The organism is Alcanivorax jadensis T9 (genome assembly GCF_000756655.1).
Classification (GTDB): Bacteria; Pseudomonadota; Gammaproteobacteria; order Pseudomonadales; family Alcanivoracaceae; genus Alcanivorax; species Alcanivorax jadensis.
Genome location: NZ_ARXU01000005.1, coordinates 156,211 through 180,473, shown reverse-complemented (window position 1 = coordinate 180,473; position 24,263 = coordinate 156,211). Strand labels below are relative to the sequence as shown.

The 24,263-nt window shown below is 58.6% G+C and carries 25 protein-coding genes; 15 read left to right on the top strand and 10 right to left on the bottom strand.

The window, feature by feature from the left end; translation table 11 throughout:
• Positions 1 to 8: 8 nt before the first annotated feature.
• The 7 genes from T9A_RS08940 to tesB all read right to left on the bottom strand — a co-directional run bounded on the left by T9A_RS08940 (position 9) and on the right by tesB (position 7,633).
• Positions 9 to 674, bottom strand: coding sequence for an NADH:ubiquinone reductase (Na(+)-transporting) subunit D (locus T9A_RS08940; protein ID WP_035247258.1), 666 nt, complete (start codon positions 672 to 674; stop codon positions 9 to 11).
• Positions 674 to 1,471: a Na(+)-translocating NADH-quinone reductase subunit C gene (locus T9A_RS08935; RefSeq protein ID WP_035247256.1), complete on the bottom strand. Its 798-nt coding sequence runs from the start codon at positions 1,469 to 1,471 to the stop codon at positions 674 to 676. The genes T9A_RS08940 and T9A_RS08935 overlap by 1 nt, the downstream gene beginning before the upstream one ends.
• Entirely contained in the window at positions 1,472 to 2,704 is a 1,233-nt protein-coding gene (locus tag T9A_RS08930) for an NADH:ubiquinone reductase (Na(+)-transporting) subunit B (protein ID WP_035247253.1), read from the bottom strand.
• A 2-nt stretch (positions 2,705 to 2,706) separates the two neighbouring features.
• On the bottom strand, positions 2,707 to 4,053 hold the full coding sequence (locus T9A_RS08925) for a Na(+)-translocating NADH-quinone reductase subunit A (protein WP_035247251.1): 1,347 nt from the start codon (positions 4,051 to 4,053) through the stop codon (positions 2,707 to 2,709).
• A gap of 268 nt (positions 4,054 to 4,321) precedes the next feature.
• On the bottom strand, positions 4,322 to 5,761 hold the full coding sequence (locus T9A_RS08920) for a glyceraldehyde-3-phosphate dehydrogenase (RefSeq protein ID WP_084573447.1): 1,440 nt from the start codon (positions 5,759 to 5,761) through the stop codon (positions 4,322 to 4,324).
• A gap of 409 nt (positions 5,762 to 6,170) precedes the next feature.
• Positions 6,171 to 6,758: a uracil-DNA glycosylase family protein gene (locus tag T9A_RS08915; protein ID WP_035247249.1), complete on the bottom strand. Its 588-nt coding sequence runs from the start codon at positions 6,756 to 6,758 to the stop codon at positions 6,171 to 6,173.
• A complete protein-coding gene (gene tesB / locus T9A_RS08910) occupies positions 6,755 to 7,633 on the bottom strand; it encodes an acyl-CoA thioesterase II (RefSeq protein ID WP_035247246.1) in 879 nt (292 codons plus the stop codon). Before tesB ends, T9A_RS08915 begins: the two co-directional genes overlap by 4 nt.
• A 281-nt stretch (positions 7,634 to 7,914) precedes the next feature.
• Between tesB and T9A_RS16605 the strand changes: the two genes are divergently transcribed.
• From T9A_RS16605 to T9A_RS08880, 6 genes are read left to right on the top strand one after another with little or no spacing between them, the layout of a single operon-like run.
• Positions 7,915 to 9,132, top strand: coding sequence for a DUF8740 domain-containing protein (locus T9A_RS16605; protein WP_052042707.1), 1,218 nt, complete (start codon positions 7,915 to 7,917; stop codon positions 9,130 to 9,132).
• Positions 9,132 to 9,905: a hypothetical protein gene (locus tag T9A_RS08900; RefSeq protein WP_035247244.1), complete on the top strand. Its 774-nt coding sequence runs from the start codon at positions 9,132 to 9,134 to the stop codon at positions 9,903 to 9,905. The genes T9A_RS16605 and T9A_RS08900 overlap by 1 nt, the downstream gene beginning before the upstream one ends.
• A 7-nt stretch (positions 9,906 to 9,912) precedes the next feature.
• The gene (locus tag T9A_RS08895; RefSeq protein ID WP_035247242.1) at positions 9,913 to 10,326 is read left to right on the top strand and encodes a phage tail protein; all 414 of its coding nucleotides are present in this window, start codon (positions 9,913 to 9,915) and stop codon (positions 10,324 to 10,326) included.
• Between the two features lie 13 nt (positions 10,327 to 10,339).
• A complete protein-coding gene (locus T9A_RS08890) occupies positions 10,340 to 10,750 on the top strand; it encodes a phage tail protein (protein WP_035247240.1) in 411 nt (136 codons plus the stop codon).
• A gap of 8 nt (positions 10,751 to 10,758) precedes the next feature.
• Positions 10,759 to 11,175: a phage tail protein gene (locus T9A_RS08885; protein ID WP_035247238.1), complete on the top strand. Its 417-nt coding sequence runs from the start codon at positions 10,759 to 10,761 to the stop codon at positions 11,173 to 11,175.
• Complete coding sequence (locus T9A_RS08880; RefSeq protein WP_035247236.1) at positions 11,175 to 11,648, top strand: GNAT family N-acetyltransferase; 474 nt, start codon at positions 11,175 to 11,177, stop codon at positions 11,646 to 11,648. The genes T9A_RS08885 and T9A_RS08880 overlap by 1 nt, the downstream gene beginning before the upstream one ends.
• On the opposite strand, the gene T9A_RS08875 is transcribed toward T9A_RS08880, so the two are convergent.
• The gene (locus T9A_RS08875; RefSeq protein ID WP_035247234.1) at positions 11,623 to 11,910 is read right to left on the bottom strand and encodes a DUF6916 family protein; all 288 of its coding nucleotides are present in this window, start codon (positions 11,908 to 11,910) and stop codon (positions 11,623 to 11,625) included. The genes T9A_RS08880 and T9A_RS08875 overlap by 26 nt on opposite strands.
• Before the next feature lie 99 nt (positions 11,911 to 12,009).
• On the opposite strand from T9A_RS08875, the gene mfd reads away from it, so the two are divergent.
• Together mfd and T9A_RS08865 are read left to right on the top strand one after the other, a co-directional pair.
• Positions 12,010 to 15,489: a transcription-repair coupling factor gene (mfd, locus tag T9A_RS08870; RefSeq protein ID WP_035247231.1), complete on the top strand. Its 3,480-nt coding sequence runs from the start codon at positions 12,010 to 12,012 to the stop codon at positions 15,487 to 15,489.
• A 248-nt stretch (positions 15,490 to 15,737) separates the two neighbouring features.
• Complete coding sequence (locus tag T9A_RS08865) at positions 15,738 to 16,331, top strand: peptidoglycan binding protein CsiV (protein ID WP_035247229.1); 594 nt, start codon at positions 15,738 to 15,740, stop codon at positions 16,329 to 16,331.
• 65 nt (positions 16,332 to 16,396) lie between these two features.
• Here the strand turns inward: T9A_RS08865 and T9A_RS08860 are convergent, their stop codons facing one another.
• The gene (locus T9A_RS08860; RefSeq protein WP_035247227.1) at positions 16,397 to 17,119 is read right to left on the bottom strand and encodes a YebC/PmpR family DNA-binding transcriptional regulator; all 723 of its coding nucleotides are present in this window, start codon (positions 17,117 to 17,119) and stop codon (positions 16,397 to 16,399) included.
• Between the two features lie 103 nt (positions 17,120 to 17,222).
• The gene (locus T9A_RS08855; RefSeq protein WP_035247225.1) at positions 17,223 to 18,131 is read right to left on the bottom strand and encodes an oxidoreductase; all 909 of its coding nucleotides are present in this window, start codon (positions 18,129 to 18,131) and stop codon (positions 17,223 to 17,225) included.
• A 212-nt stretch (positions 18,132 to 18,343) separates the two neighbouring features.
• On the opposite strand from T9A_RS08855, the gene T9A_RS08850 reads away from it, so the two are divergent.
• The 7 genes from T9A_RS08850 to T9A_RS08820 all read left to right on the top strand — a co-directional run bounded on the left by T9A_RS08850 (position 18,344) and on the right by T9A_RS08820 (position 24,260).
• The gene (locus tag T9A_RS08850; RefSeq protein WP_052042705.1) at positions 18,344 to 19,234 is read left to right on the top strand and encodes an SDR family NAD(P)-dependent oxidoreductase; all 891 of its coding nucleotides are present in this window, start codon (positions 18,344 to 18,346) and stop codon (positions 19,232 to 19,234) included.
• A 153-nt stretch (positions 19,235 to 19,387) separates the two neighbouring features.
• The gene (locus T9A_RS08845) at positions 19,388 to 20,923 is read left to right on the top strand and encodes a glutamate synthase-related protein (RefSeq protein WP_035247219.1); all 1,536 of its coding nucleotides are present in this window, start codon (positions 19,388 to 19,390) and stop codon (positions 20,921 to 20,923) included.
• A 374-nt stretch (positions 20,924 to 21,297) separates the two neighbouring features.
• Positions 21,298 to 22,269: a hypothetical protein gene (locus T9A_RS08840; protein WP_035247216.1), complete on the top strand. Its 972-nt coding sequence runs from the start codon at positions 21,298 to 21,300 to the stop codon at positions 22,267 to 22,269.
• A 4-nt stretch (positions 22,270 to 22,273) separates the two neighbouring features.
• Positions 22,274 to 22,825, top strand: coding sequence for a GTP-binding protein (locus T9A_RS08835; protein WP_035247214.1), 552 nt, complete (start codon positions 22,274 to 22,276; stop codon positions 22,823 to 22,825).
• Entirely contained in the window at positions 22,822 to 23,232 is a 411-nt protein-coding gene (locus T9A_RS08830; protein ID WP_035247212.1) for a roadblock/LC7 domain-containing protein, read from the top strand. The genes T9A_RS08835 and T9A_RS08830 overlap by 4 nt, the downstream gene beginning before the upstream one ends.
• Before the next feature lie 41 nt (positions 23,233 to 23,273).
• On the top strand, positions 23,274 to 23,633 hold the full coding sequence (locus tag T9A_RS08825) for a hypothetical protein (protein WP_035247209.1): 360 nt from the start codon (positions 23,274 to 23,276) through the stop codon (positions 23,631 to 23,633).
• Between the two features lie 195 nt (positions 23,634 to 23,828).
• Positions 23,829 to 24,260 (top strand): thioesterase family protein, encoded by a 432-nt coding sequence (locus tag T9A_RS08820; protein WP_035247205.1) that lies wholly within the window; start codon positions 23,829 to 23,831, stop codon positions 24,258 to 24,260.
• The last annotated feature ends 3 nt before the right edge of the window (positions 24,261 to 24,263 follow it).

The window sequence follows — 24,263 nt, the reverse complement described above, 5'->3', positions numbered from 1 at the left end:
CGTCTCCGTTAAAACGCGTCGCTGACACGGGTGTGTGGCTTCATCTTGAAGGTATCCTCTTCTACCTGCTCAGGCTTCCAGACCCGGATCGCCCAGATGAACAGACCGATCAGGAAGAAGGCGCTGGGCGGCAACAGCATCATGCCGTTGGTCACGAACCAGCCGCCGTCAGCGGCCTTGGTCAGGATCTGCTGTCCGAACAGGCTGCCGGCACCCAGCAGTTCACGAATGAAACCCAGACCCAGCAGTATCACCGAGTAGCCCAAACCATTGCCCACACCATCCAGGAAGGACGGGATCGGCGGGTTCTTCATGGCAAAGGCTTCCGCCCGGCCCATCACGATACAGTTGGTGATGATCAGCCCCACGAACACCGACAGCTGCTTGGAAATGCCATAGGCATAGGCTTTCAGGAACTGGTCAACCACGATTACCAGCGAGGCAATAATGGTCATCTGCACGATGATACGGATGCTGGACGGAATGTAATTGCGAATCGAGCTGACGAAAAAGTTCGAGAACGCGGTGACGGTAGTCAATGCAATACACATCGTCACCGTCGTGCTCAGGTTACTGGTTACCGCCAGGGCGGAGCAGATACCGAGGATCTGCAGCGCGATGGGGTTGTTGTCGAAAATCGGACCTAAAAGGATGTCCTTCGTTTTCTCCGCCATTACGCGTCTCCTTCCTGCTGTTCGACCACTTCACCTTGCTGCATGCGCTTGAGGTAAGGACCGAAACCGTTTTCACCGACCCAAAAGCGCAGCAGGTTACTGACACCGTTGCTGGTCAGGGTCGCGCCGGCAAGGCCATCCACCTTGTGTTCGGCGTTCGGCGTCTTGCTGTCCACGGCGCCTTTGACCACCTGGATTTCTACTTCACCCTGCTCACCATAAAGCTTTTTACCTTCCCACAGGGCTTTCCATTTCGGGTTGTCCACTTCGCCGCCGAGGCCAGGGGTTTCGCCGTGTTCATAGAAACCCAGACCGGAAACGGTGTTGGCATCCGGCTCCAGGGCCAGGAAACCATACAAGGTGGACCACAGGCCATAGCCATGCACCGGGAGGATGATGCGGCTCAGGTCACCGTTATCACCGCGGGCCAGGAACACTTCTGCAACGTTCGCCTGGGACTTGATACCGGCAATATCCTCTTTCCCGCTGAGGCGTTCGGACCGCTGGGGGTCCTTGGCTGCCTTGCGCTGGTCATAGGATTCCGGCATCTCTACGTATTCACCGGTGTCGATGTCAACAAAGCGGCGTTCAATGCTTTTGAATACCTCGTTCACATCCACACCGGGCTGGTACAGACCAGCGGCCTGCAGGATGTTCATGCGTTTGTCCAGCAGCTGGTTCTTGCTCTGTACCGGTCGCAGGCTTACCGCAGCGGTGGCAACCACCACACCGCAAACCACACAGACCAGAAAGGCAACCAGCAGCGTTTTGCCGACACTTTCTTTATTTGCTGACATTTACACTTCTCCCCCGGTCCGGCGCAGGCGGCGACGAACATTCGCCTGCACAACAAAGTGGTCGATCAACGGCGCACACAGGTTGGAGAACAGGATTGCCATCATCACGCCCTCCGGGAACGCCGGGTTCACCACCCGGATCAATACGATCATGACACCGATCAGAGCACCGAAGATGTACTTGCCCACATTGGTCATGGAGGCCGACACAGGGTCAGTGGCCATGTAGATCATGCCGAAGGCAAAGCTGCCCACGGTCAGGTGCCAGTACCAAGGCATGGCGAACATGGGGTTGGTAGCTGAGCCCACCGCATTCAGCAGAGTACTGAGCGCCACCATACCCAGGAATACACCCAGTACGATGCGCCAGGAGGCCACTTTGGTAAGCAGCAACGCCGCGCCACCAATCAGAATCGCCAGTGTTGATGTCTCACCGATGGAGCCCTGAATACCGCCCAGGAAGGTCTGCATCCAGGAGATATTGGCACCGGCATCGGCAGTCAGATTGCTGGCGAAGTCCAGTTGACCGGCAGCGGCCAACGCCAATGGGGTCGCCCCGGAGAAGTTATCCACCGCGGTCCATACCGCATCCCCGGACATTTCTGCCGGATAGGCGAAGAACAGGAACGCCCGCCCGACCAGCGCCGGGTTGAGGAAGTTCTTGCCAGTACCCCCGAACACTTCCTTACCGATGACCACACCAAAGGAAATACCCAGGAATACCTGCCAAAGGGGAATAGCCGGAGGAAGAATCAGGGTAAACAGGATACCCGTCACGAAGAAACCTTCGTTCACTTCGTGGCCGCGCTTCCAGGCGAACAGGCCCTCCCAGATGAAACCACCCAGGTAGACCACAATCAGAATCGGCACATAGTAGACCATGCCGTGTAGCAGGTTCGACCAGAGGCTGGCCGCATCAAAGCCTGCCAGCGCCATCACCAGATCACTGCGCCAGCCGGGAATCGGGCTGAAGCCTTCAGCGATTTGCAGGTTGGCCTGATAACCGGTGTTCCACAGCCCGAACAAAATCGCCGGGAAGGCGCAGAACCACACCGTCATCATGATCCGTTTCAGATCGATACCATCGCGTACATGCGCAGAGGACCGGGTCACCGAATCCGGGGTGTACAGCATGGTGTCGAACATTTCGTAGAAGGTGTAATACTTCTCGAACTTGCCACCCTCGTGGAAATGCGGGGCGACCTTGTTGTCCAGAAAACTTCTCATGCCCATGCTCAGCTCTCCGCTTCAATGGTGGTGAGATTGTCGCGCAGAATCGGACCGTACTCGTATTTGCCCGGGCACACGAAGGTACACAGGGCCAGGTCTTCTTCCACCAGCTCGAGCGCGCCCAGTGCCGTGGCACTGTCGGTATCCCCAACGATCAGCGCACGCAGCAACTGAGTCGGCAGGATATCCAGCGGCATCACTTCCTCGTAGGCCCCCACCGGCACCATGGCCCGCTCGGAACCGTTGGTGGTGGTGGTGAAGTTGAAACGCTTGCCCGGCATCAGCTTGGACAGGTAGATGTTCAGCACCGAGAAGCGATTCACGCCAGGGGAGATGTAGCCCAGCAATTCGCGCTTATGGCCTTCGCACAACGCCGTTACCTGGTTACCGGTGCGGCTAAGGAAAGCCACCGGACCCTGGGCATTGTGGCCGCCAAAGACGGAACCACTGATCAGGCGATTGTCACCTTCTTTCAGTTCGCCCTGGGCGAAGTCGTCGGTGCTGGCACCCACCCGGGTACGCAGGGAACGAGGCGTTTTAACCTGCGGGCCGGCCAGAGCCACTACCCGGGAGGAGTAGATCTTGCCTTCGGTGAACAATTTACCGATGGCAATCACGTCCTGATAACCCACAGACCAGACAATCTTTTTCAGGCTAACCGGATCCAGGTGATGAATGTGTGTACCCACATTGCCCGCCGGGTGTTTGCCGGCAAAGGCTTCTTCACGTACCTGGCCACCGGCGAAGCTCGGCAGGTCGGTATTGGGGCCACGACATACCCATACCGGACCATCGGTAAGACGGCTCAACACGGCAAGACCGTGACGGAAAGCCTGTTCGTTTTCCTTGATCACCAGTGCCGGCTCCTGGGCCAGCGGATTGGTATCAAGAACGGAAACGAAAATGGAATTCGGGGTGCTACCCGGCGCAGGTACCTTGCCGAAGGGGCGAGTCCGCAACAAGGTCCACTCGCCAGAGTCCACCAGCTGCTGCTGTACCGCTTCACGGCCCAGGCCGGCGATCTGCTCAGGGCTGTAGGAATCAAAGGTGACTTCGTCTTCCTGCTCGGCCACTTCAATCACTACAGATTGAAGGACGCGCTTGTGGCCACGATTGATCGCCACCACCTTGCCGGCGGCAGGAGCGGTGTATTTCACACCCTCGGTTTTCTTGTCCGTGAAGATCAACTGGCCTTTCTTGACCACGTCTCCCTCGCGGACCTCCATGGTGGGTTTCATGCCCACATAGTCACCGCCGAGCACGGCAACAGAACGAACCTGGTGGCCTTCCTCAATCGCCTGGCGCGGTGCACCAGTGATGGGCAGATCCAGGCCCTTCCTGACTTTAATCATAGTTTCTCGCCCACGTTGCGTGTTGCTGAAGTCGAGGCACATCCGCCTGCAAGCCCCGAAAAGCGGGAAATGCCGTGGATGTTCGCTAAAACCGGAATTTGCACTTGGGAGCCGGCATCAGCCGGCGGCGCCATTATAAAGACGCACCTGCCCGTTCGCCAGCACCGTGCGACCCGTCTTTCGTCGCACAGAACTACTTTGGTGCAAAAGAAAACCCGGTTATGCACCGAAAAAAAGCCCGCAGCGCGGGCTTCTTTTCAAACGCAGTTCAGTCCTTCGGGTACGCCGGGTATTCCACCCCGGAGATCTGCTGCAGGATACGCAGTACCTGGCAGCTGTAACCGAACTCGTTGTCGTACCACACGTACAGTACGCAATGACGCCCACTGACAATGGTAGCCTCCGCATCAATCACGGAAGCGTGACGGGAACCGACGAAGTCGGTAGATACCGCATCCGGGCTGCTCACGAAGTCCACCTGACGCTGCAGCGGAGAGTGCAGGCTCACCCAGCGCAGGTACTCGTTAAGCTCTTCCAGGGTGGTTTCCTTGCCCAGGGTCAGGTTGAGGATCGCCATGGACACGTTCGGAGTGGGCACCCGGATGGAGTTGCCGGTGAGCTTGCCCTGCAGGGACGGCAGCGCCTTGGCAGCAGCCGTCGCCGCACCGGTTTCGGTCAGCACCATATTCAGGGGCGCGGAGCGACCACGACGGGGACCTTTATGGAAGTTATCCAGCAGGTTCTGGTCGTTGGTGTAGGAGTGCACGGTTTCCACGTGGCCGTATTCGATGCCGAATTTGTCTTCCAGAGCTTTCAGCGGCGGTACGATGGCATTGGTGGTGCAGCTGGCAGCGGAAATGATCTTGTCGCTGTCTTCGATCATGTCATTGTTCACACCATGAACAATGTTTTTCATATCGCCTTTGCCCGGCGCAGTCAGCATCACGCGGGCAACGCCCTTGCACTGCAGGTGCTGGGACAGGCCTTCCGAATCGCGCCACTTACCGGTGTTGTCGATCACCACAGCATTGTTGATGCCGTACTCGGTGTAATCGATGGAAGACGGATCGCTGGAGTAGATCACCTTGATGAAGTTGCCGTTGGCGATGATGGCGTTTTCGTCTTCATCCACGGCGATGGTGCCGGCAAACGGGCCGTGCACAGAATCACGACGCAGCAGGCTGGCACGCTTCTGCAAGTCGCCCTTGCCGGATTCGCGCACCACGATGGCCTTCAGGCGCAGGCCATCGCCGGAACCCGCTTTCTCGATCAGCAAACGGGCCAAGATACGGCCGATACGGCCAAAACCATACAGCACCACGTCCGTGGAGCTGGGCTCTGGCCCCTTGTTATTGACCGCTTCAGCCAGCTCTTCACGGACATAGTCCTCAATGGACAGGCCGCGATTATCTTTCTTGTACTCTACCGCCAGTTTGCCGATATCAATGCGGCATGGGCCCAGGTCCAGCTTGTTCACTTCCTGCAGAACCGGGAAGGAATCCACCACGGACAGCTCGGAATCTTCGACCTGCTTGACGAAACGATGGGCTTTCAGGATCTGGATAACAGACTTGTTGACCAGGGAGCGGCTGTAAACTGTAGTAGTGATGTTCTTTTCGCGATGCAGCTTGCCGATCATCGGGATCATGGCTTCTGCGATTTCTTCGCGGTTCTTCCAGCGTCCGAAGTGGTCTTCCAGTTTGTTCACGGAGATGCCCCTCTCAGGTTGGGTTCGGGTGAAGAAAACCGTGGCTGGCACCGAAATGCCCGGTTTCAACGTTCACCGGCGGTGGAGTTTGGGGCGCGAATAATATCGCCAAACGCCGCGTTTATCCACCCAAATGGCGGGGATATTACGGTTTCACATGGGAGCCTTTGCATAACTCCTTGCACACTCAGGCTTACAGGCCGGCCCACACACGTTGTTGCCCTTTATCGACTGGCAACCCGCCTGCGCTCAAAAGTGCGCCCAGATGATGGGCCGCCCTGAAAGCCCCGGAGGGCGAGGCCTGAAGGGCACATCTGCTGCGCTTTGTCGATAGGAAAGGAGCCCACCCTGTCCGTCACGACAAACCACAACAGCTGCACCCTTCAGACCCCGCTGAGCGCGCAAGGACTTATACAAAGGCTCCCAACCGTTTCACACGTTCACGCAACACCGGCAACACCTCCTCCTCGAACCAGGGCCGCTGGCGCAGCCATAACCGGTTTCGCGGGCTCGGATGAGGCAGCGGGAAGTAGCCATGCTGCAGGGCCCGGGCGAAATCACGAACATTGTCTGACAGGGTCTTGCCCGGCTCCGGCAGGTAGTACTTCTGGGCGTACTGCCCCACCAGCAGGGTCAGCTGCAGATCCGGCAGCTCCGCCAGCAACTGTTCATGCCACTGGGGGGCACATTCCGGGCGGGGCGGCAGATCGCCCCCCTTGCCGCGACCCGGATAACAAAACCCCATGGGCATAATGGCAATGCGGTTTTCGTCATAGAAGGCCTCCCGGTCCATTTGTAGCCAGTCGCGCAGCCGGTCCCCGGAAGGATCATTCCAGGGAATGCCGGTTTCATGGACCCTAGTGCCTGGCGCCTGCCCCACGATCAGCAGCCGGGCCCCCTCCCCGGCGCGCACCACCGGGCGCGGCCCCAGAGGCAGACGGGCCTCGCACAGCCGGCAGGCCCTCACCTCTTCCAGCAGAGGGATCAGCTTGCTCATGCCGCCGGGCTATCCGAGCGGTGCAGGCGCATCAGCCCTTCCTGGGCCACAGATGCCACCAGGGTGCCGTCTTGACGATAGATGGAGCCGAAGTTCATGCCCCGGGAGCCACCGGCAAAGGGGCTCTCGCTACGATAGAGCAGCCATTCATCAATGCGGAAATCCCCGTGGAACCACATGGCGTGATCAATGCTGGCGCACTGCACATGGGGCTGCCAGAAATTCATGCCGTGGGGCAGCATGGCCGTCCCCATCAGCCCGAAATCCGAGCAATAAGCCAACAAGGCCCGCTGGGTCATGGGGTCTGCGTCGACAGAATCGACCACCTTGAACCAGACCTCCCGCAACGGCGGTTCCGGCTGGGAAGAAATCGGATCACGGGGGGTCACCGGGCGGAACTCTACCGGCCGGTCTTGCAGAAACGCCTCGCGATACTGTTCCGGCAACCGGGCCACCAGCTTCTGTCGGGCTGCCTCGTCATTCTCGAGACCTTCCGGACCGGCCACCTCCGGCATGGGCACCTGATGGGCAACGCCCTCTTCTTCAACCTGATACGACGCCGCCAGCGAGAAAATCGGCCGGCCATGCTGGATAGCGTTGACCCGGCGGGTGGTAAAACTCCTGCCGTCTCGAATGCGGTCCACGTCATAGACGATGGGTTTGGTGAAATCCCCGGCCCGCAGAAAATAGGCATGAAGAGAGTGCACCGACCGGTCCGTCGGCACGGTTTTCGAGGCCGCCAGCAACGCCTGACCGGCCACCAGGCCGCCAAACACACTCTGCTGGCCATTGGCCTGGCTCTGACCTCTAAACAAATTATTCTCGAGCTGTTCCAGATCAAACAGCGTCATCAGCTCCCGAACCGATGCATTCATAGACGTATCCTCAGCGCAAAACACAATCAATAACGGGTCATGGTAACCGCAAGCCCGCTAAAATTTGAGGTCAAATCACGAATCGGCTCAACCTGCCGGGGGTTCCGCGCGCTCAGAGACAGCCCAGGGAATTGACAACACCATTGCGGTCTCGGCCACCTTCTTGGCACGACGCCAGAGAAAACATCACCTATAGCGCTTGTTTGCACTGAGTCACACTGTTTACTATATGCACAAATAGACAAAGGGGGCGCCTAGATCGCCTTCGGGGGGACAATTCGATGTTTCAGCTTCTCCGCGGTGGCCTGGCGGCCATGGCGCTCTGCATGTTGCTTTTCTCTCAGGCCGTGCAAGCCACCGTTCCATCACGCCTGGTCATACAAGGCTATCTCAGCGATCGCTCCAGCCAGTTGCCCCTGCATGGCACCTACACGCTGACCACAACCCTTTACGATCTATCCGGGCGGACGACCGACTACCAGAATGATGGAGGGACCAACACCGATCCCCTCGGTCTTGGCGCAGTCCTCTGGACCGAAGACATGACCGTCAGCGTTGAGAACGGCCGATACAGCCTGGTGTTGGGTGATAGCGACAGCAACCCCCTGCCCGATGACCTGCTGGAAAGCAATCAGGTAGAACTGGGGCTGGCGATTAATGGCGACAGTGAAATGTCTCCGCGCCTTGTCGTCACCACCGGCAGCGTGCCCTATGCCCTGCAGGCCCGCGAAGCCGAGCAGGTCAACGGGGATATCACTCCGCGCACGGTAAGCGTCGCCGATCAGCTTTTGATCAATGAAAATGGTGAGTGGGTAGGCCCGGACAGCGGCTTGGTCGGCCCCAAAGGTGACACTGGTGAAGCCGGCCCCACTGGGCCCCAGGGTGATACGGGGCAACCCGGTCCGGCGGGCGCACCGGGCCCCCAAGGTCCACAGGGTGAAGCTGGACCACAAGGCATCGCCGGCCCCATTGGCCCCAAAGGCGAGACTGGCAGCCAGGGCCCCATCGGTCCTATCGGTCCCAAAGGGGATACCGGTAATACAGGCCCACAAGGCGCAGTCGGACCGCAAGGTATCGCTGGGCCCACTGGTCCTAAAGGCAACACTGGAGACCAAGGCCCCGTTGGACCTATCGGCCCCAAGGGCGATACCGGCAATCAAGGACCTCAGGGTGAAGCCGGACCGCAAGGCATCGCCGGTCCCGCAGGCCCCAAAGGCGACACAGGTAACCAGGGCCCTATAGGGCTCACCGGCATGACCGGCCCAGCCGGCACATTCAGTACCAGCAATGTAGCCCAGAAGGCCTGCACCAGTGCGACAAGCTGCCAATGTGACAGTGGCGTAGTACTGGCCGGTGGCGTTCAGTGTGCCAGCAATAGCTACATTACCAACAGCTACCCCAGTGCCGCCGGCGCCTGGAGCGGCAGTTGCGAAACCTGGCAGACTGGCGCGGCCGCCACGCCTACCGCCATTACCATTACTTGCGCGGTAGCCAACTAATGGCTATCACGCGACGGCAGTTTATCGCGGCTGGCGGCGCGGCCGGGATCCTGCTCAGCACACCCTTGGTCGCCGGCACCACGGCAGCCCGCGTGGAACTGGTCAGTGCAGCGCGGGCGATTGCCCTCGGCGAGAACCAGAGGCTGCAGATCACCGACCATGGCCGCCAAGCCCAGTGGTATCGCAACGGCAGCACCATCAGTCTAGACACCGGCGCTCCCCACGAAACCCGCATCGTTGCCGCGGCCCTGGATGGGGATAACGCTGTCCTGCTGGACCGCAGCCAGCGTCGGCTAAGCTGGTTCCGGCCCGACGGTAGCCAGGCCCGCCATATTGATCTGACCGATCTGCAGGAACCTGCCGACTTTGTGCTCAATGGTGACCACGCTTTGATCGCAGATGTACACGGCCATCGCCTGATGCGACTGCATCTGCGCAATGAATCCAGAGTCTGGCTGCAAAGCGACCGGCCCCTGAATGGTCCCGCCTCTCTGGCCAAAACCGCAGAGCGCATCACCCTGCTCACCCTCGGCGATCGGCGACTGCACCACTTCACCCTGACAGGCGACAGCCTGGGCAGTGAAGTCAGCACATTAACCATGCCCAGCGGCTTGACCGCCGTGAACGACCAGCTATTGATCATGGATCGTTGCCAGAAGCAGCTCTGCTGGGCTGACCGAGCTACACCGGTACTGGCACTCCCCCAAACCAGCGCCCAGCAGCTGGCTCATCTGAGCTGGCAACCGGGCAGTAACCTGCTGATCAGCGTGTGAGGCCACTATGAGCGAACCTTTTATTGCTGAAATTCGCATCTTTGCGGGTAATTTCGCCCCTCGCAGCTGGGCCTTTTGCAACGGGCAACTCTTGCCTATCAGTCAGAATACCGCCCTGTTCAGCCTGATCGGCACCACTTATGGCGGGGATGGTCGTACCACAGTGGCCTTACCCAATCTGCAAGGCCGAGCGCCCGCACATCCCGGCAGAGGCCCCGGACTGCCAAGTTATCGCCTTGGTCAGGTGGCCGAGAACAACCCGGTAGAGGTTGTACAGAACGTCACGCCCGACCGTAACCTGGGCAATAGCCAGACCACCCGCACTATCGCCGCCAAAATACCCGCTGGCGATCAGCGCCATCCTTATCTGGGTCTGAATTTCATCATTGCTCTGCAAGGGCTATACCCATCCAGAGGCTAGGAGTCTTTTACTGATGAGCGAACCCTTTCTCGCCGAAATCCGCATTTACGGCTTCAACTTTGCGCCCCGCGGTTGGGCCTTCTGCGATGGACAAATCTTGCCGATCAATCAAAACCAGTCCCTTTATTCTCTGCTGGGCACTACCTACGGTGGCGACGGCAGAACCAGCTTTGCACTTCCGGACCTGCGCGGCCGCACGCCCATGCATCCGGGAGCGGGTAGCATCAATCAGGGCACTAAAGGGGGAACGGCGAACACAACCGGGCCTGCCGATGATGGAGACACCCTGGACAGCCTGACCCTGGATCGCAATCTGGGCAGCACCTTGAATAACACCCTGGTTGCCACCCATGGTGCGCAGATGGATTCTATCGCGCTTAACTTTGCCATTGCCCTGCAAGGGCTTTTCCCAAGCAGAAGCTAGAGGCTCCTATGTCAGAACCCTTTGTAGGTGAAATTCGCATGTTTGCCGGCAATTTTGCTCCGCGAGGCTGGGCACTCTGCGATGGCCAACTATTGGCCGTATCACAGAATGATGCGCTGTTTTCCTTGTTTGGCACCATTTATGGCGGTGATGGCAGAACCACATTCGGTCTACCGGATTGTCGGGGACGCTCTCCGGTACACGCCGGCACGGGCCCGGGACTTCCTCAGGCTCGTCTGGGCGCCAAAAGTGGCAGCAATGCCAGTGGTGCCGTTGCTGCCACTACCAGCGTCAGCATTGATCGCGGCCTGGGGAAAACCCAACAAACCTGGCAGGCGCATTCGAACAACCAGGAATCGCTGACCCCCCAGCTCTTTGTGCACTTCATTGTGGCCCTGTTCGGCATTTACCCTTCCCGCTCGTAATGCACAGCTACCGTTTACGCCCGGCCAGTGACAGCGACACACCGATGTTACTGGCCATCTACACCAGCACCCGCCAGGAAGAAGTGGCGCAGACCGGCTGGCCCCAGGGGCAGCAGGATGCCTTTTTGGCCATGCAGGCCAAGGCGCAGCACGAACACTACCTGCTGCATTATCCGGAAGCGGAGCGTCATCTGATTGAGTTAAGCGGGGAGACAGCCGGGCGGCTGTACCTGTCCGATTGGGAGCAGGAAATCCGCATCGTGGATATTGCCCTGCTGCCGGCCTTTCGTGGCAGCGGCCTGGGGTCACAGGTTCTCGCCGCCCTGCAGGCCCGGGCTCGCCGGGCCGGCAAGCCCCTGACTATTCACGTGGAAACCAATAACCCGGCACGACGGCTCTATGAGCGGCTGGGCTTTGTGGAACAGGCAGACAAGGGTGTCTACCTGCTTATGCGCTGGCAACCTGACGATTGAACACCGCTTCGAAATGGTAGGTACCATCACTGGCGCCCAACGGCCCCACCGGTACCACAAACACCGATGTCTCACCAAGCACGTCGTTACGCATGACAGTGGCGCCCTGCTCCAATTGCACCTGCCCCGCAAACAACAGGGAGAAACATTCCCACCCCTCCGGCGAGATCGGCATCGTCACTTCCGCCAAGGTCAGGCTATCGCCATTTTCCAGCGTAAACGCCTGTCCTTCACAATCTTTCCATTGTTGTAATGTAATCATGCATCCTCCCCAATCAGACCGGCAGTCTAGCCGGCACTGACGGCACCGTCACCCTTGGCTACAATACGCACCCACCGAACACGCAGGACACGGGTCTTAATGAAGTTACTCCCCGACAGCAGCCTCTTCCCCACCGGCCGCGAGCACTACAAAGACTGGGCCGGGCTGGACAGCGGCAGCATGGCTGCCGTGCTGGCCGAACTGGCACGCAGCCAGGATCATCTGTTTGTGGTGCTGGCTCCCAACAGCAGTCGCGCACAACACCTTGCCGACTCGCTGGAGTTCTACCTGACCGGTAGCGGGGATCAGGGCAACGATACGCCGGTAATGCTGTTTCCGGACTGGGAAACCCTGCCCTACGACCTGTTCAGCCCCCACCAGGACATCATCAGCGATCGCATCCGCGTGTTGCACCAGTTGCCCATCAGTCACAAGGGCATCCTGGTAGTGCCAATAAATACCCTGATGCAGCGGCTGGCCCCGCCACTGCACATCACCGGCAACAGCTTCATGCTCAAAGTGGGCGACACCTTCGATATGGAAGCCACCCGCAGCCGCCTGGTGTCCTGCGGCTACCGACAGCGGGATAACGTTTACGAACACGGCGAATTCGCCGTGCGCGGCGCCATCATGGATATCTTCCCCATGGGCGCCGATCAACCCTTCCGCATTGAGCTGTTCGACGACGAAATCGAATCCCTGCGCCTGTTCGACGCGGAAAGCCAGCGCTCCACCGGCAAGGTGGATGACATCACCCTGCTGCCGGCGGCGGAATACCCGCTCAGCGCCGACGGCATCAGCCGTTTCCGCACCGCCTTTCGCGACACCTTCGACGTGGACACCCGCGGCGTGCCGCTCTATCAGGATGTGTCCGACGGCCTGTCCGCGCCGGGGCTGGAGTACTACCTGCCGCTGTTCTTCGAGAACATGGCCACCCTGTTCGACTACCTGCCCGACGATGTGCGACTGGTGGAGCTAGCCGACTGCCAGAGCGCCGTGGAGCACTTCTGGGCCGACGTGGAACAGCGCTATGAATCCCGCCGCCACGATATCCACCGGCCGATTCTGACGCCCTGGAAGTTGTACCTGCGCCCGGAAGAACTGGCAGCTTCTCTCAAACAGCACCCCCGTGCCCGACAGGCGGATAGCGACAACGCCATTCACTTCGACGTGGCCAGCATGCCGGCGCTCACAGCCGATGTGCGCGCCAGCAACCCGCTGGCCCTGCTGCACACTTTCTCCGACGCCCATCCGGACACCCGCATTCTGCTCTGTGCAGAAACCGCCGGCCGCCGGGAAGCCCTGCTGGAATTGATGCAGAAAATCGGCATCCAGCCGGCCCTGAAAGACAACTGGCCGGACTTTATCGCCCAGCCAGAGCGCTGGAGCCTGACCCGCGGCGAGCTGGATGCGGGCTTCTACGCCCCCGAACATGAACTGCTGGTAGTCACCGAGAACGACCTCTACGGCGAACGGGTTCTGCAACGCCGGCGCCGCAAATCCAGCAGCGACGACGGCGCCGCCGAGCAGGCCTTCCGCTCCCTGGGCGAGCTCACCGAAGGCTCCCCGGTAGTGCACATGGAGCATGGCGTGGGCCGCTATCTGGGCCTGATCCATATGGAAGTGGACCGCCAGCAACACGAGTTCCTGCTACTGGAATATGCCGGCGGCGACAAGCTCTACGTGCCGGTGTCCTCCCTGCACCTGATCAGCCGCTACGGCGGCGGCGATACCGCCCCGCTCAACCGGCTGGGCACCGAGCAGTGGAGCAAGGCACGGCAGAAGGCCGCAGAAAAGATCCACGATGTGGCCGCGGAGCTGCTCAACACCTACGCCCGCCGCGAAGCCCGCCAGGGCAAGCAGTTCGACGTGGACATGACCGATTACGAGCGCTTCAGTGCCGGCTTCCCCTTCGAGGAAACCCCGGACCAGCAGGCCGCCATTGCCTCGGTGATTGCCGACATGCAGTCCAGCCAGCCCATGGATCGGCTGGTGTGCGGTGATGTGGGCTTCGGCAAGACCGAAGTGGCCATGCGCGCCGCCTTCGTGGCAGTGGAAAACCAGACCCAGGTGGCGGTGCTGGTGCCCACCACCCTGCTCGCCCAGCAGCATTACGAGTCCTTCACTGACCGCTTTGCCGACTGGCCGGTGAACATCGAAGTGCTGTCACGCTTCCGCAGTGCCAAGGACAAGACCCAGGTGCTGAAGCGTCTGAAGGAAGGCAAGGTGGATATCCTGATCGGCACCCACCAGTTGCTGCAGGAAACCGTCTCCTTCAGCGACCTCGGGCTGATCATCGTGGACGAGGAACACCGCTTCGGGGTGCGTCACAAGGAGCGCCTCAAACAGATGCGCGCTGAATGCGACATCCTCACCCTCACCGCCACTCCGATCCCCCGTACCCTGAATATGGCCTTTAGCGGCATGCGCGACATTTCCATCATCGCCACCCCACCGCAAAAACGCCTGTCGGTAAAAACCTTCGTGCAGCAGCACAACGACACCACCATCAAGGAAGCCTTGCTCCGCGAGCTGCTTCGTGGCGGTCAGGTGTACTATCTGCACAACGATATCGACACCATGGACAGGACCGCGGCCGACATCCGCAAACTGGTCCCTGACGCCCGCGTCGGCATTGCCCACGGGCAGATGCGCGAGCGGGAACTGGAAGCGGTGATGAGCGACTTCTATCACCGGCGCTTCAATGTGCTGGTCTGTTCCACCATCATCGAAACCGGCATCGACGTGCCCAGCGCCAACACCATCATCATCGACCGGGCCGACAAGCTCGGCCTGGCACAGCTGCATCAGTTACGAGGCCGCGTGGGCCGCAGCCATCACCAGGCCTACGCCTACCTGATCACCCCCAGCCCCAAGGCGATGAGCAAGGACGCACTCAAGCGCCTGGAGGCCATCGAACAGGCCACCGACCTGGGCGCCGGCTTCATGCTGGCCAGCCAGGATCTGGAAATCCGTGGCGCCGGGGAACTGCTCGGCGAAGAGCAGCACGGTAACATCCACACCATCGGTTTCAGCCTCTACATGGAAATGCTGGAACAGGCGGTGGAAGCTCTGAAACGGGGCGAACAACCGGACGTGGAAAAACCGCTCAGCGGTGGTCCGGAACTGAACCTGCGTATCCCCGCTCTGATCCCTGAGGATTACCTGCCTGACGTGTTCGGCCGCCTGACCCTCTACAAGCGCATTGCCGGCTGCAAGACCCGCAATGGCCTGAAAGAACTGCAGGTAGAAATGATCGATCGCTTCGGCCTGCTGCCGGCACCGGTGAAAAACCTGTTTGCGGTCACCGAACTGCGCCAGCAGGCGGACCGCCTGGGCATCACTCGACTCGATGCTCACGCCGGCGGCGGCAAGCTGGAATTCGGCGAGCGCACCCCGGTGGATCCGCTGACCATCGTAAAACTGGTCCAGTCCGGCCCCAACCGCTACAAGCTCGAGGGTGCCAATGCACTGCGTTTTGTGGAAGGCAGTGAAACGCCAGAGGAACGTATCGAGGTGGTAGAGGCCCTGCTCAAGCGCCTTGCAGCCCAGAGCATCAAGCAGGACACCGGCAGCTAATTCGTGAAAAACGACCGGCCAGGCGGTTAATCGTGAATTGGCGATGTGAACTGGTTATAGTCGTTGAAATAAAAAATGACGTGGGTGCAATTTCCAGGGTGTCGCCTTGTCACAGCCAAGGCGTACAGGTGTAAGGAAATCACCGGATTCTCCGCCCCCAGCGGAGCATCCGACAGGCAGCAGGAGGGGCACACCTCCACGTCAGTATCAAGATAAGGCCTGCATACAGGCCACCAGAGGAGATCCCGATGCTTCGCGCATTCTTTTTGGCTGTGCTGGCCCTCATGGCCACCCCTGTCATTGCCCAGAGCTGGTACAACGTTGAGGTCCTGATATTCGCCCGTGATCACGGCAGCAGCGAAGAAATCTGGCCCGCCGATTTGCAACCTCGCTACGCCTCCCGGTCAGTGACTATTGGCGCACCGGAAGCCAGCGAATACGCCGACCCGGACGCACTGTCCCGCGGTGCCTGGCAACCTCTGCCGGAAGACGAGACCGTGCTGCAATACATGATGGAGCGCATGGCCGGCACCGGTGATTACCGACAGCTTTACCACAAGGCCTGGAGCCAGCCCATTGGTGACAAGAGCGACACTCTGCCAGTGTATCTGAGCGGTGGTCAGACCCTGACAACGGGTGACGGCAACGTGCCAGAACTGGAAGGCACACTGCACTTCAGCGAATCCCGCTACGTCCACGTGGAGCCACGCATCTGGTTCAATACCCAGAGTAACGGCCAGCGTTTCTACGTGGATATCGACGAAAGCCGTCGCCTCACCGGCCATGAAGTCTATTACTTCGACCACCCCATGTTCGGCATGCTGGTGCGAATCACTCGTTAAGGCCGATCAAATCAAACAGTCGGGCACCCGCCCAGTAAGTGGTCCAGGCGGAAGAGACATCAAATTTATTCGGCCAAATCTACGTTGTGATACACGTTCTGCACATCGTCCAGATCGTTGAGCATGGCCAGGAATTTATCGAACAGCTCCCGGTCATCGCCGCTCACCGTGGTGAAACTCTGCGGAATAAACTGGATTTCATCCACCTCGAAGTCGATACCTTCGAAAGCGCCAGCAAGCGCCTGGCGGGCCTTGGCATATTCTGTGTTGGGGGTGAACACAGTGAGCATGCCGTCTTCGCTTTCGATATCGGTGACATCCACATCCGCGTCCATCAGTGCTTCCAGCACCGCTTCTTCGTCATCATGACGGAACACGAAAATCGCCGCATGATCGAACATGTGAGCCACGGTGCCCTGGGTACCGATCTTGCACTTGGTCTTGGTGAACGCCACGCGCACATCGCCGAAAGTACGGTTGGGATTGTCGGTAAGACACTCGATGATCGCCATGCAGCCGCCAGGGCCATAACCCTCGTAACGAGCCGGGGCAAAATCTTCACCGCCGCCGCCTTTGGCCTTGTCGATGGCTTTATCGATCACATGGCCAGGCACCTGATCCTTCTTGGCCCGGTCAATCAGACCACGCAGGGCCAGATTGGCAGATGGATCCAGGCCACCGGCCTTGGCGCACACATAAATCTCTCGACCATAGCGGCTGTAAACCTTGGCCTTCATGTCCGAGGTTTTCGCCATGGATTCTTTACGGTTCTGATAGGCGCGGCCCATGGGATACTTACTCCGAGATTGATAGTCAGCCGCAGATTCTAGGGGAAAAACGGGAAATTACCTACGCCCGGGGAATAACACCCCTCAACATCAGACAAACAGTCTAATCGTTAAGATAATGTACCCCGGTCAACCGCTCCGATTCTTCCCACAACCGCTGTGCAACGGCCTGATTGTCAGTGATCTTGCGGGCAAAGGCCGGGGCCGGATAGCCGCGTAATTCCATCACCTTTCCCTCCGGGCCGTAATAACCGCCCGCCTCCACCGCATCGCTGGTGGCGGCCATAACGCCGGGCAGGCACCCCATCTGAGCAGACTGAGCCATGATCTTGTTGAACAGGCCTCCACCGGGCACCGTATCCTGAAGGTGGGTAGCGGAATAGCCGGGGTGAGCGGCCATTACCCTGATGTTCGACCCCGATGCCTGCAGCCGACGCTGCAGGTCCCTGGCGAAAATCAGGTTGGCCAGCTTGCTCTGACAATAGAAGGGCCAACGGGAATAGTTTTTTTCCGCATTGAGATTCCCCCACATCAACTTACCGCCCCGATGGGCCAGGCTGGATATCTGCACAATCCGTGGATCGCTGGCAAACTCGAGAAGCTCAACAAGCTGGCCGGTCAGCGCAAAATGTCCCAAGTGATTGGTGCCGAACTGCATTTCGAAACCATCCCGGGTTCGCTGCAATGGCGGCGCCATCAGGCCAGCGTTGTTGAGCAACACATCCAGCCTTGAAAAGCGCTGCTTTACCGCCTCGGCAAACGCCTTTACCGAGGCAAGATCAGCCAGATCCAGCGCCATAATCACCAGCCTGGCGTCAGCCACCATGGCTTTCACCGCCTCCGCGGCCGCTTTGGCCTTGTCCACATTACGGCAGGCCATGATCACTTCGGCCCCTTTGCCGGCGAACAGTTTCACCGCTTCCAGGCCGATGCCGCTGTTGGCGCCGGTTACCAGAATCGTCTTGCCGGTGAGGTCTGCCATCATCTCCGGCCGCCAGGTTGATTTGCCCATGAGAAAATCCTTTCCTGTGGTTGCGATGAAAATGATTGTGCACGGCACCGGCTACCATCACCCCTTCCTGCTGGGCCAATCGTTTGACGCCACACGATGAAGGAAAACTCACGGGTCGGCTTGAGGCCGGTGGCTACTGAATCCCACAGGACTCTCACTGAGCATCAGTGGTATGGTTCTGTGCTTGTTTTGACTCACCGGTGACCGCTGTCATGGTTACCGGACGCAACGACTTACAGGGAGATCAGCACGTGGGCAAGAAGTATGACCTGAATGGCAAGGTGGTTCTCATCACCGGCGCAACCGGCGGGATTGGTGCTGCCAGCGCTCGAGCGCTTTACACAAAAGGGGCCAACCTGGTGCTGACGGATTTATCCCAGCAGTCCCTGGACTTGCTTGCCGCAGAATTTGATCCCGCACGGGTACTCGCCTTGCCTCTCGACGTAACGGATGCAGCCGCCTCAAAAGCTGTCGTTCTGCAAACCGTGGAGCACTTTGGCCGGCTGGATATCGCCTTTGCCAACGCCGGCATTGCCTGGCGGAACAACCCGGCGACTATCGCCAGCTGCGATGAGGCCGAGTTCGAAAAAATTATCGACGTGGATCTGTTCGGCGTCTGGCGCACTCTTCGTGCGGCCCTGCCGGAGGTTCAGCGAAATCATGGCCAGATTATCATCACCTCCTCGATCTATTCGTTCGTCAACGGCATGGTCAATGCGCCCTACGCCGCCTCCAAGGCGGCAGTGGAAATGCTCGGCAGAGCCTTGCGGGCTGAACTGGCCGGTACCGGCGCCAGCGCCAGCGTGCTCTACCCCGGCTGGACGGCAACACCTATCACCGAGCTGGCCTTCGGTGGCCATGCCACCGCCTCCGAGCTGATTGAAAGCGCCTTCCCCGCCGTTCTGAGAAAGCAGGTGCAGCCCGAGGAAATTGCCACTGCCCTGGTTGCCGGCCTGACAACCCGTTCCGCTGCCATTATTGCCCCGGCCCGCTGGAAACCCTTGTCCATGCTGCGGGGGGTGATGAGCCCACTCAGCGATGCGCTGCTGGATCGCAGCGAAAAGATTCACCGCCTGGTTCGAAACATCGAATCGAACCGCTAGCAAGCGCGTCACTCGACTCTTCCTGCCGCGCGGTAAGGCAGGCAGAGTCGAATGGCGAGCGCTCTCTATCCTGCCCTGTCCAAAGCGTTGACTCCCCCGCCACCGCTGGCATGATCGAAGTATCCCAGCCCGCAGTGCCAGCCAGGAGCCACCATGTCCAAGCCCGTCATCGCCGATATCAAGCCCCGGAAAACCGAACTCAAACCCTGTGAAACCTACCACTTCTGCCGCTGCGGTCGTTCCGCCAACCAGCCCTTCTGCGATGGCTCCCATGCGGGCACCGATATCACGCCCCTCGGCTTCGAAGCCGACAAGGACGAAGGCTACCTGTGCATGTGCAAGCATAGCGGCAACTTCCCCTATTGCGATGGCACCCACGCCCGGTTCAGCAAAGACCAGGTCGGCGAAGAAGGCCCCGGCCCGGAGAGTATCCAGCGGGACGGCATGCCACAGCCCAAGGCCACCGCAGAGGAACCCAACGTGGCCCTGATCCACGACCTGGCGGAAAACGGGCTCGATAAAGTCGGCCATCATGGCCCCATGACCGCCATGGGCGTCCCCCGTGACTGCCTGCCCAAATGGGATGATATCCAGATCATGGTGGCGCAGATGGCCACCCAACCGCTGCTGGATGACCAACCCGTAGGCACCGAACTGATGATCGGTCCCAGAGCGGACAAACCGCTAACGCTGGCGATTCCCCTGATGGTCTCGGACATGAGCTTCGGTGCACTTTCCGAGGAGGCGAAGGTGTCACTGGCACGGGGCGCAGACCTGGCCGGCACCGGCATCTGTTCCGGCGAGGGCGGCATGCTGCCGGAAGAACAGGCCGCCAATTCCCGCTATTTTTACGAGTTGGCCAGCGCCATGTTTGGCTATACCGAGGACCATCTGAAGAAGGTGCAGGCGTTTCACTTCAAGGGTGGCCAGGGCGCCAAGACCGGCACCGGCGGCCATCTGCCTGCCAACAAGAACGTGGGCAAGATTTCCCAGGTGCGCCACATTCCCGAAGGCCAGCCGGCCATCTCCCCTGCCACCTTCAGGGAGCTGCACAGCAGCGATGATTTCAAACGTTTCGCCGACCGGGTGCGGGAAGTGTCCGGCGGCATACCGGTGGGGTTCAAACTGAGCGCTAACCATATCGAAAGAGACATCCAGTTCGCCCTGGATGCCAGCGCCGACTACATCATTCTGGATGGCCGGGGCGGCGGCACCGGGGCTGCACCCGCCATGTTCCGCGACCACATCAGCGTGCCCACCATCCCCGCCCTGGCCCGCGCCCGCCGCTATCTGGATGACCAGGGCGCCAGCGGCAACGTCACTCTGATGATCACCGGCGGCCTGCGCATGCCCATGGATTTCGTCAAAGCTCTGGCCCTGGGGGCCGATGGTATTGCCCTGTCCAACAGCGCCATGCAGGCCATTGGCTGCGTTGGCGCCCGCATGTGCAATACCAACCAATGCCCCGCCGGCATCGCCACCCAGAACGAGGAATTGCGAAAACGTCTGGACGTGGACCACGCTGCCCACCGGCTGGCCAACTTCTTCCATGCCTCAACAGAGCTGATGCAAGTCATGGCCCGCGCCTGCGGCCACCACCATCTGAATCAATTTACCCTGGAAGACCTGGCAACCTTTGATCGGGAAATGGCTGCCCTGGCCGGGGTTCGTTATGGCGGAATCGGCTAGCTTCCAGAGATAACAGAGGGAGAAATTTCAACCATCGGTAAGCAATGTCTTACAAGTGAATGGCAAATGTAGGAAAAGGCGTACATTTATTTCGTTACCTCACAACCAACGTCACTTATTTTTTCAAATAATAATATTTTCCTTATTAATCATCCTGTTATAAAAAAATCGTTCCTTCGCTTCAGAAAACCGCCAACAAAGACGGTCAATATGACGTGATCGCAACATCAACTCATCCCTTGAAAGTCTCCGCCTGTCGCGATCCCTTTGCCCTGCTGGGCGTCCCGCTACTAATAATTGAGACATAGATCACTAACTGATGGCGATCAGCAGTTTTCGCCACTATTGCAGTAACCGGTACTACCGGATCTCGGATGGCACAAATGCAAACACAGCGTCTTGGATTTATCGGATTGGGAGAAGACACGGTCAGTGCCTGTCTTTCCATGCTGAAAATCATTGATGGCCGTTCCTCAGTACACTGGAGCCAGGCAACACCTGCGATGGCGGATGTTCTCATGGTGTCCAGTCTGCAAGAGGCACAAACCAGCCAGGACGACCTGAGCCAAAAACCCTGTATCGTCATTTACCCCAGCTCTGAGGAAAAACCAGCATCCGCTTTTGCGCTGCCACACCCATTTCGAGTCATGCAGCTGCTGGATGTGTTGGATGAGGTACTGCGATCTTTGGATACTTCATCCAGTCATGCTGAGCATAATCGTGAAGTGTCTGAATCAGAAGGAAACTCATCACTACCTAGCGTCGATTTTTGTGCCAGTTTATACCGGGTTATCAATAACAAGGGGTCGACTGAACTGTACAGCAGCCAAAGTCCGGAAGGCCTTTTACTGGTAAAACCCGGAAGCCACCGGTTTTACGCACGGCCCGCATTGCTACACGCCTTGTCCGCAGGCCCAGTGTCTTTTAGCCCTTTAAGCCCCAGCAGCGAACCCGTTTCCGAGGGCATGGTGCCACGGCCACTGTTTGAGCTCGCCTGGCTAACCGGAGCTAACCATTGCAATGACCTGCTGCCCTGGCTGGATGAAGACAGCCATTTCAAATTGAGCCGTTGGCCCAGTGCTGCAGCGCTGAATAAATCCCGGCAGTTGCTCTCCTTGTGTGCCCTGATGACCCGCCGTGCACTGACGCTGTCAGAGCTGAAGACACTTTCACATTGTGATGACAAGGCGCTTTATCACTTCATCAATGCTTGTGAAATTAGCGGGTTACTGGTCAGTCAGGTGAGACCGCCCTCTGCTATAGCCCCATCAGTACAAGCTGGCGCGGAACACCATCGCCTCGGTGGGATGATCAAAGGCCTGAGAACACGTCTGGGATTGAGCTGAAATAATGATAAGCAACGAATTCAAAATCCTTTTCACCGGCCCGATGGGCGCCGGTAAGACTACGGCAATCACTCAACTCAGTGATCAGGAATGTGTCTCCACGGATGTGATAAACACTGATTTAGAGCAGTGCAACAAGGAAATGACGACCGCCGGTCTGGATTACGGTTATATCAGCCTGCCTGACGGTAGTGGCGTGCGCCTTTACGGCACACCAGGGCAAGAGCGTTTTCAGTTCATGTGGCCAATTCTGGCTACCAATGCAGCAGGAGTTATCCTCCTGCTGAACGGCGAACACCCGGACCTTGAAGAACACCTGGAACTTTACACCAACGCTTTTTCCAACAACGGGGAAACGCCTCTGGTTATTGGTATTGGCCGGATTTCCAGTGATGACTTCACACGTATCGACCGGGTTACGGAAAAACTGGCAGCCAAACATCTGTTTGTCCCAGTGATTTCCGTGGACGTCAGGGAGTGTGAAGACGTTCTGCTTCTGGTTGAAACCCTCCTCTGTCAGATCGAAGCCAACGAAATGGAACTGATGCAAGTATGAAAGACAGGAACCCTCTTAGCGATTCTGCCGTGGCAATGGCGCAGAAACAGCTACACATCCTGCAAGACTCCACCCCGGGGATCACCTCTGCCGTGCTATTGAGCAGTGATGGCTTTGAAATAGCCACGTTGGAAAACGATAAGGGGAAAGCCAGCCGGCTTGCCGCAATGGGAAGCTCCCTTGCGGCAATCAGCTCGGCAATAGCAAAAGAAGCGGGCATTTCTGAGTGCAGCCGCCTGATTGTCGAATCCGAGGAGGGCGTTGTGGCCGTGATGAAAGTGCCCAACAGCTCACCTCCCCTGGCATTGGCCGTAGTCGCCAATGACGCCTCCAAGCTCGGGCAACTGATCTGGGGCGCCAAAAACTGTTGTGCAGCTCTATCGGAATCATTGAAAGCAGCCAGTTAGTTCCCCTCTTTAGGGAAAATATAAAATAATAGGAGTTAGTTATGGGCAACGTTACTGAGAGTCTGAAAACCCTGTTGGAATCCGATGGTGCAATGTGTGCCGCTATTGTTGATTCAAACAGTGGCATGGTGCTGGGTCAGGATGGGACCGGACTGGATCTTGAGTTGGCCGCCGCCGGCAACACCGAGGTGGTTCGTGCCAAGCTTAAAACCATGAAATCACTGGGACTCAAAGACACCATCGAGGATATTCTGATCACACTGGGAACCCAATATCACATCATCCGTCCGGTGGCGAAAAATGAAGGTCTGTTCATGTACCTGGTGCTGGACAAGGCAAAATCCAATCTGGCACTGGCTCGGCGCAATTGCCAATCGGTTGAAGCTGACCTGAACGTTTAACCATCACGTCGTGGGTATGGAGCAGCACCATTGCTGCTCCGTACCATACGTTCTTCCATGGCACGGTGCTTTCAGACCACTTCCTGAGCTGGTGCATGTGTTGCCAGAATGCCACTCCGCCCAATACATAATCCTTTTTCACTAAACCCGATAGACCTTGCTACACTCCTCTCCTTCCCCGCTGGAGACTGCAGTATGGCTCGCGTTCAACTTGATCTGCCCGAGCAGTTCATCTACACCCACACCATCAATGTGCGCATGACAGACCTGAATACCGGTAAACATGTGGGCAACGACCAGATGATCTCACTGCTCTCCGAAGCCCGTTACCGGTTTTTCTGCCATATCGGCTTCGACCAGTTCGATACCGACAAGCAGAGCATTGTGGTGACTGACCTGGTGGCCACCTACAAGACGGAAAGTTTCGCTCAAGATGATCTTCAGTTCGAAGTGGGATTGATGGATTTCAACAAGTACGGGGCCGATCTGATTTTCCGGGTCAGCAAACAGCCTGGCGGTCAGCTGGTAGTGTTAGCCAAGCAGGGCTTTGTCTTTTTCGATCATCAGAGCCACGCAATCATGCCCGTGCCAACGGCGTTTCGAGAGCAGTTTGCCGATCTTGCATGACAA

What these genes read in the sequence shown, in the direction of transcription:
- T9A_RS08940 (WP_035247258.1), bottom strand. Translation starts at nt 674, where the DNA reads ATGGCGGAGAAAACGAAGGACATCCTTTTAGGTCCGATTTTCGACAAC.
- T9A_RS08935 (WP_035247256.1), bottom strand. Translation starts at nt 1,471, where the DNA reads ATGTCAGCAAATAAAGAAAGTGTCGGCAAAACGCTGCTGGTTGCCTTT.
- T9A_RS08930 (WP_035247253.1), bottom strand. Translation starts at nt 2,704, where the DNA reads ATGGGCATGAGAAGTTTTCTGGACAACAAGGTCGCCCCGCATTTCCAC.
- T9A_RS08925 (WP_035247251.1), bottom strand. Translation starts at nt 4,053, where the DNA reads ATGATTAAAGTCAGGAAGGGCCTGGATCTGCCCATCACTGGTGCACCG.
- T9A_RS08915 (WP_035247249.1), bottom strand. Translation starts at nt 6,758, where the DNA reads ATGAGCAAGCTGATCCCTCTGCTGGAAGAGGTGAGGGCCTGCCGGCTG.
- tesB (WP_035247246.1), bottom strand. Translation starts at nt 7,633, where the DNA reads ATGAATGCATCGGTTCGGGAGCTGATGACGCTGTTTGATCTGGAACAG.
- T9A_RS16605 (WP_052042707.1), top strand. Translation starts at nt 7,915, where the DNA reads ATGTTTCAGCTTCTCCGCGGTGGCCTGGCGGCCATGGCGCTCTGCATG.
- T9A_RS08900 (WP_035247244.1), top strand. Translation starts at nt 9,132, where the DNA reads ATGGCTATCACGCGACGGCAGTTTATCGCGGCTGGCGGCGCGGCCGGG.
- T9A_RS08895 (WP_035247242.1), top strand. Translation starts at nt 9,913, where the DNA reads ATGAGCGAACCTTTTATTGCTGAAATTCGCATCTTTGCGGGTAATTTC.
- T9A_RS08890 (WP_035247240.1), top strand. Translation starts at nt 10,340, where the DNA reads ATGAGCGAACCCTTTCTCGCCGAAATCCGCATTTACGGCTTCAACTTT.
- T9A_RS08885 (WP_035247238.1), top strand. Translation starts at nt 10,759, where the DNA reads ATGTCAGAACCCTTTGTAGGTGAAATTCGCATGTTTGCCGGCAATTTT.
- T9A_RS08880 (WP_035247236.1), top strand. Translation starts at nt 11,175, where the DNA reads ATGCACAGCTACCGTTTACGCCCGGCCAGTGACAGCGACACACCGATG.
- T9A_RS08875 (WP_035247234.1), bottom strand. Translation starts at nt 11,910, where the DNA reads ATGATTACATTACAACAATGGAAAGATTGTGAAGGACAGGCGTTTACG.
- mfd (WP_035247231.1), top strand. Translation starts at nt 12,010, where the DNA reads ATGAAGTTACTCCCCGACAGCAGCCTCTTCCCCACCGGCCGCGAGCAC.
- T9A_RS08865 (WP_035247229.1), top strand. Translation starts at nt 15,738, where the DNA reads ATGCTTCGCGCATTCTTTTTGGCTGTGCTGGCCCTCATGGCCACCCCT.
- T9A_RS08860 (WP_035247227.1), bottom strand. Translation starts at nt 17,119, where the DNA reads ATGGGCCGCGCCTATCAGAACCGTAAAGAATCCATGGCGAAAACCTCG.
- T9A_RS08855 (WP_035247225.1), bottom strand. Translation starts at nt 18,131, where the DNA reads ATGGGCAAATCAACCTGGCGGCCGGAGATGATGGCAGACCTCACCGGC.
- T9A_RS08850 (WP_052042705.1), top strand. Translation starts at nt 18,344, where the DNA reads ATGGTTACCGGACGCAACGACTTACAGGGAGATCAGCACGTGGGCAAG.
- T9A_RS08845 (WP_035247219.1), top strand. Translation starts at nt 19,388, where the DNA reads ATGTCCAAGCCCGTCATCGCCGATATCAAGCCCCGGAAAACCGAACTC.
- T9A_RS08840 (WP_035247216.1), top strand. Translation starts at nt 21,298, where the DNA reads ATGGCACAAATGCAAACACAGCGTCTTGGATTTATCGGATTGGGAGAA.
- T9A_RS08835 (WP_035247214.1), top strand. Translation starts at nt 22,274, where the DNA reads ATGATAAGCAACGAATTCAAAATCCTTTTCACCGGCCCGATGGGCGCC.
- T9A_RS08830 (WP_035247212.1), top strand. Translation starts at nt 22,822, where the DNA reads ATGAAAGACAGGAACCCTCTTAGCGATTCTGCCGTGGCAATGGCGCAG.
- T9A_RS08825 (WP_035247209.1), top strand. Translation starts at nt 23,274, where the DNA reads ATGGGCAACGTTACTGAGAGTCTGAAAACCCTGTTGGAATCCGATGGT.
- T9A_RS08820 (WP_035247205.1), top strand. Translation starts at nt 23,829, where the DNA reads ATGGCTCGCGTTCAACTTGATCTGCCCGAGCAGTTCATCTACACCCAC.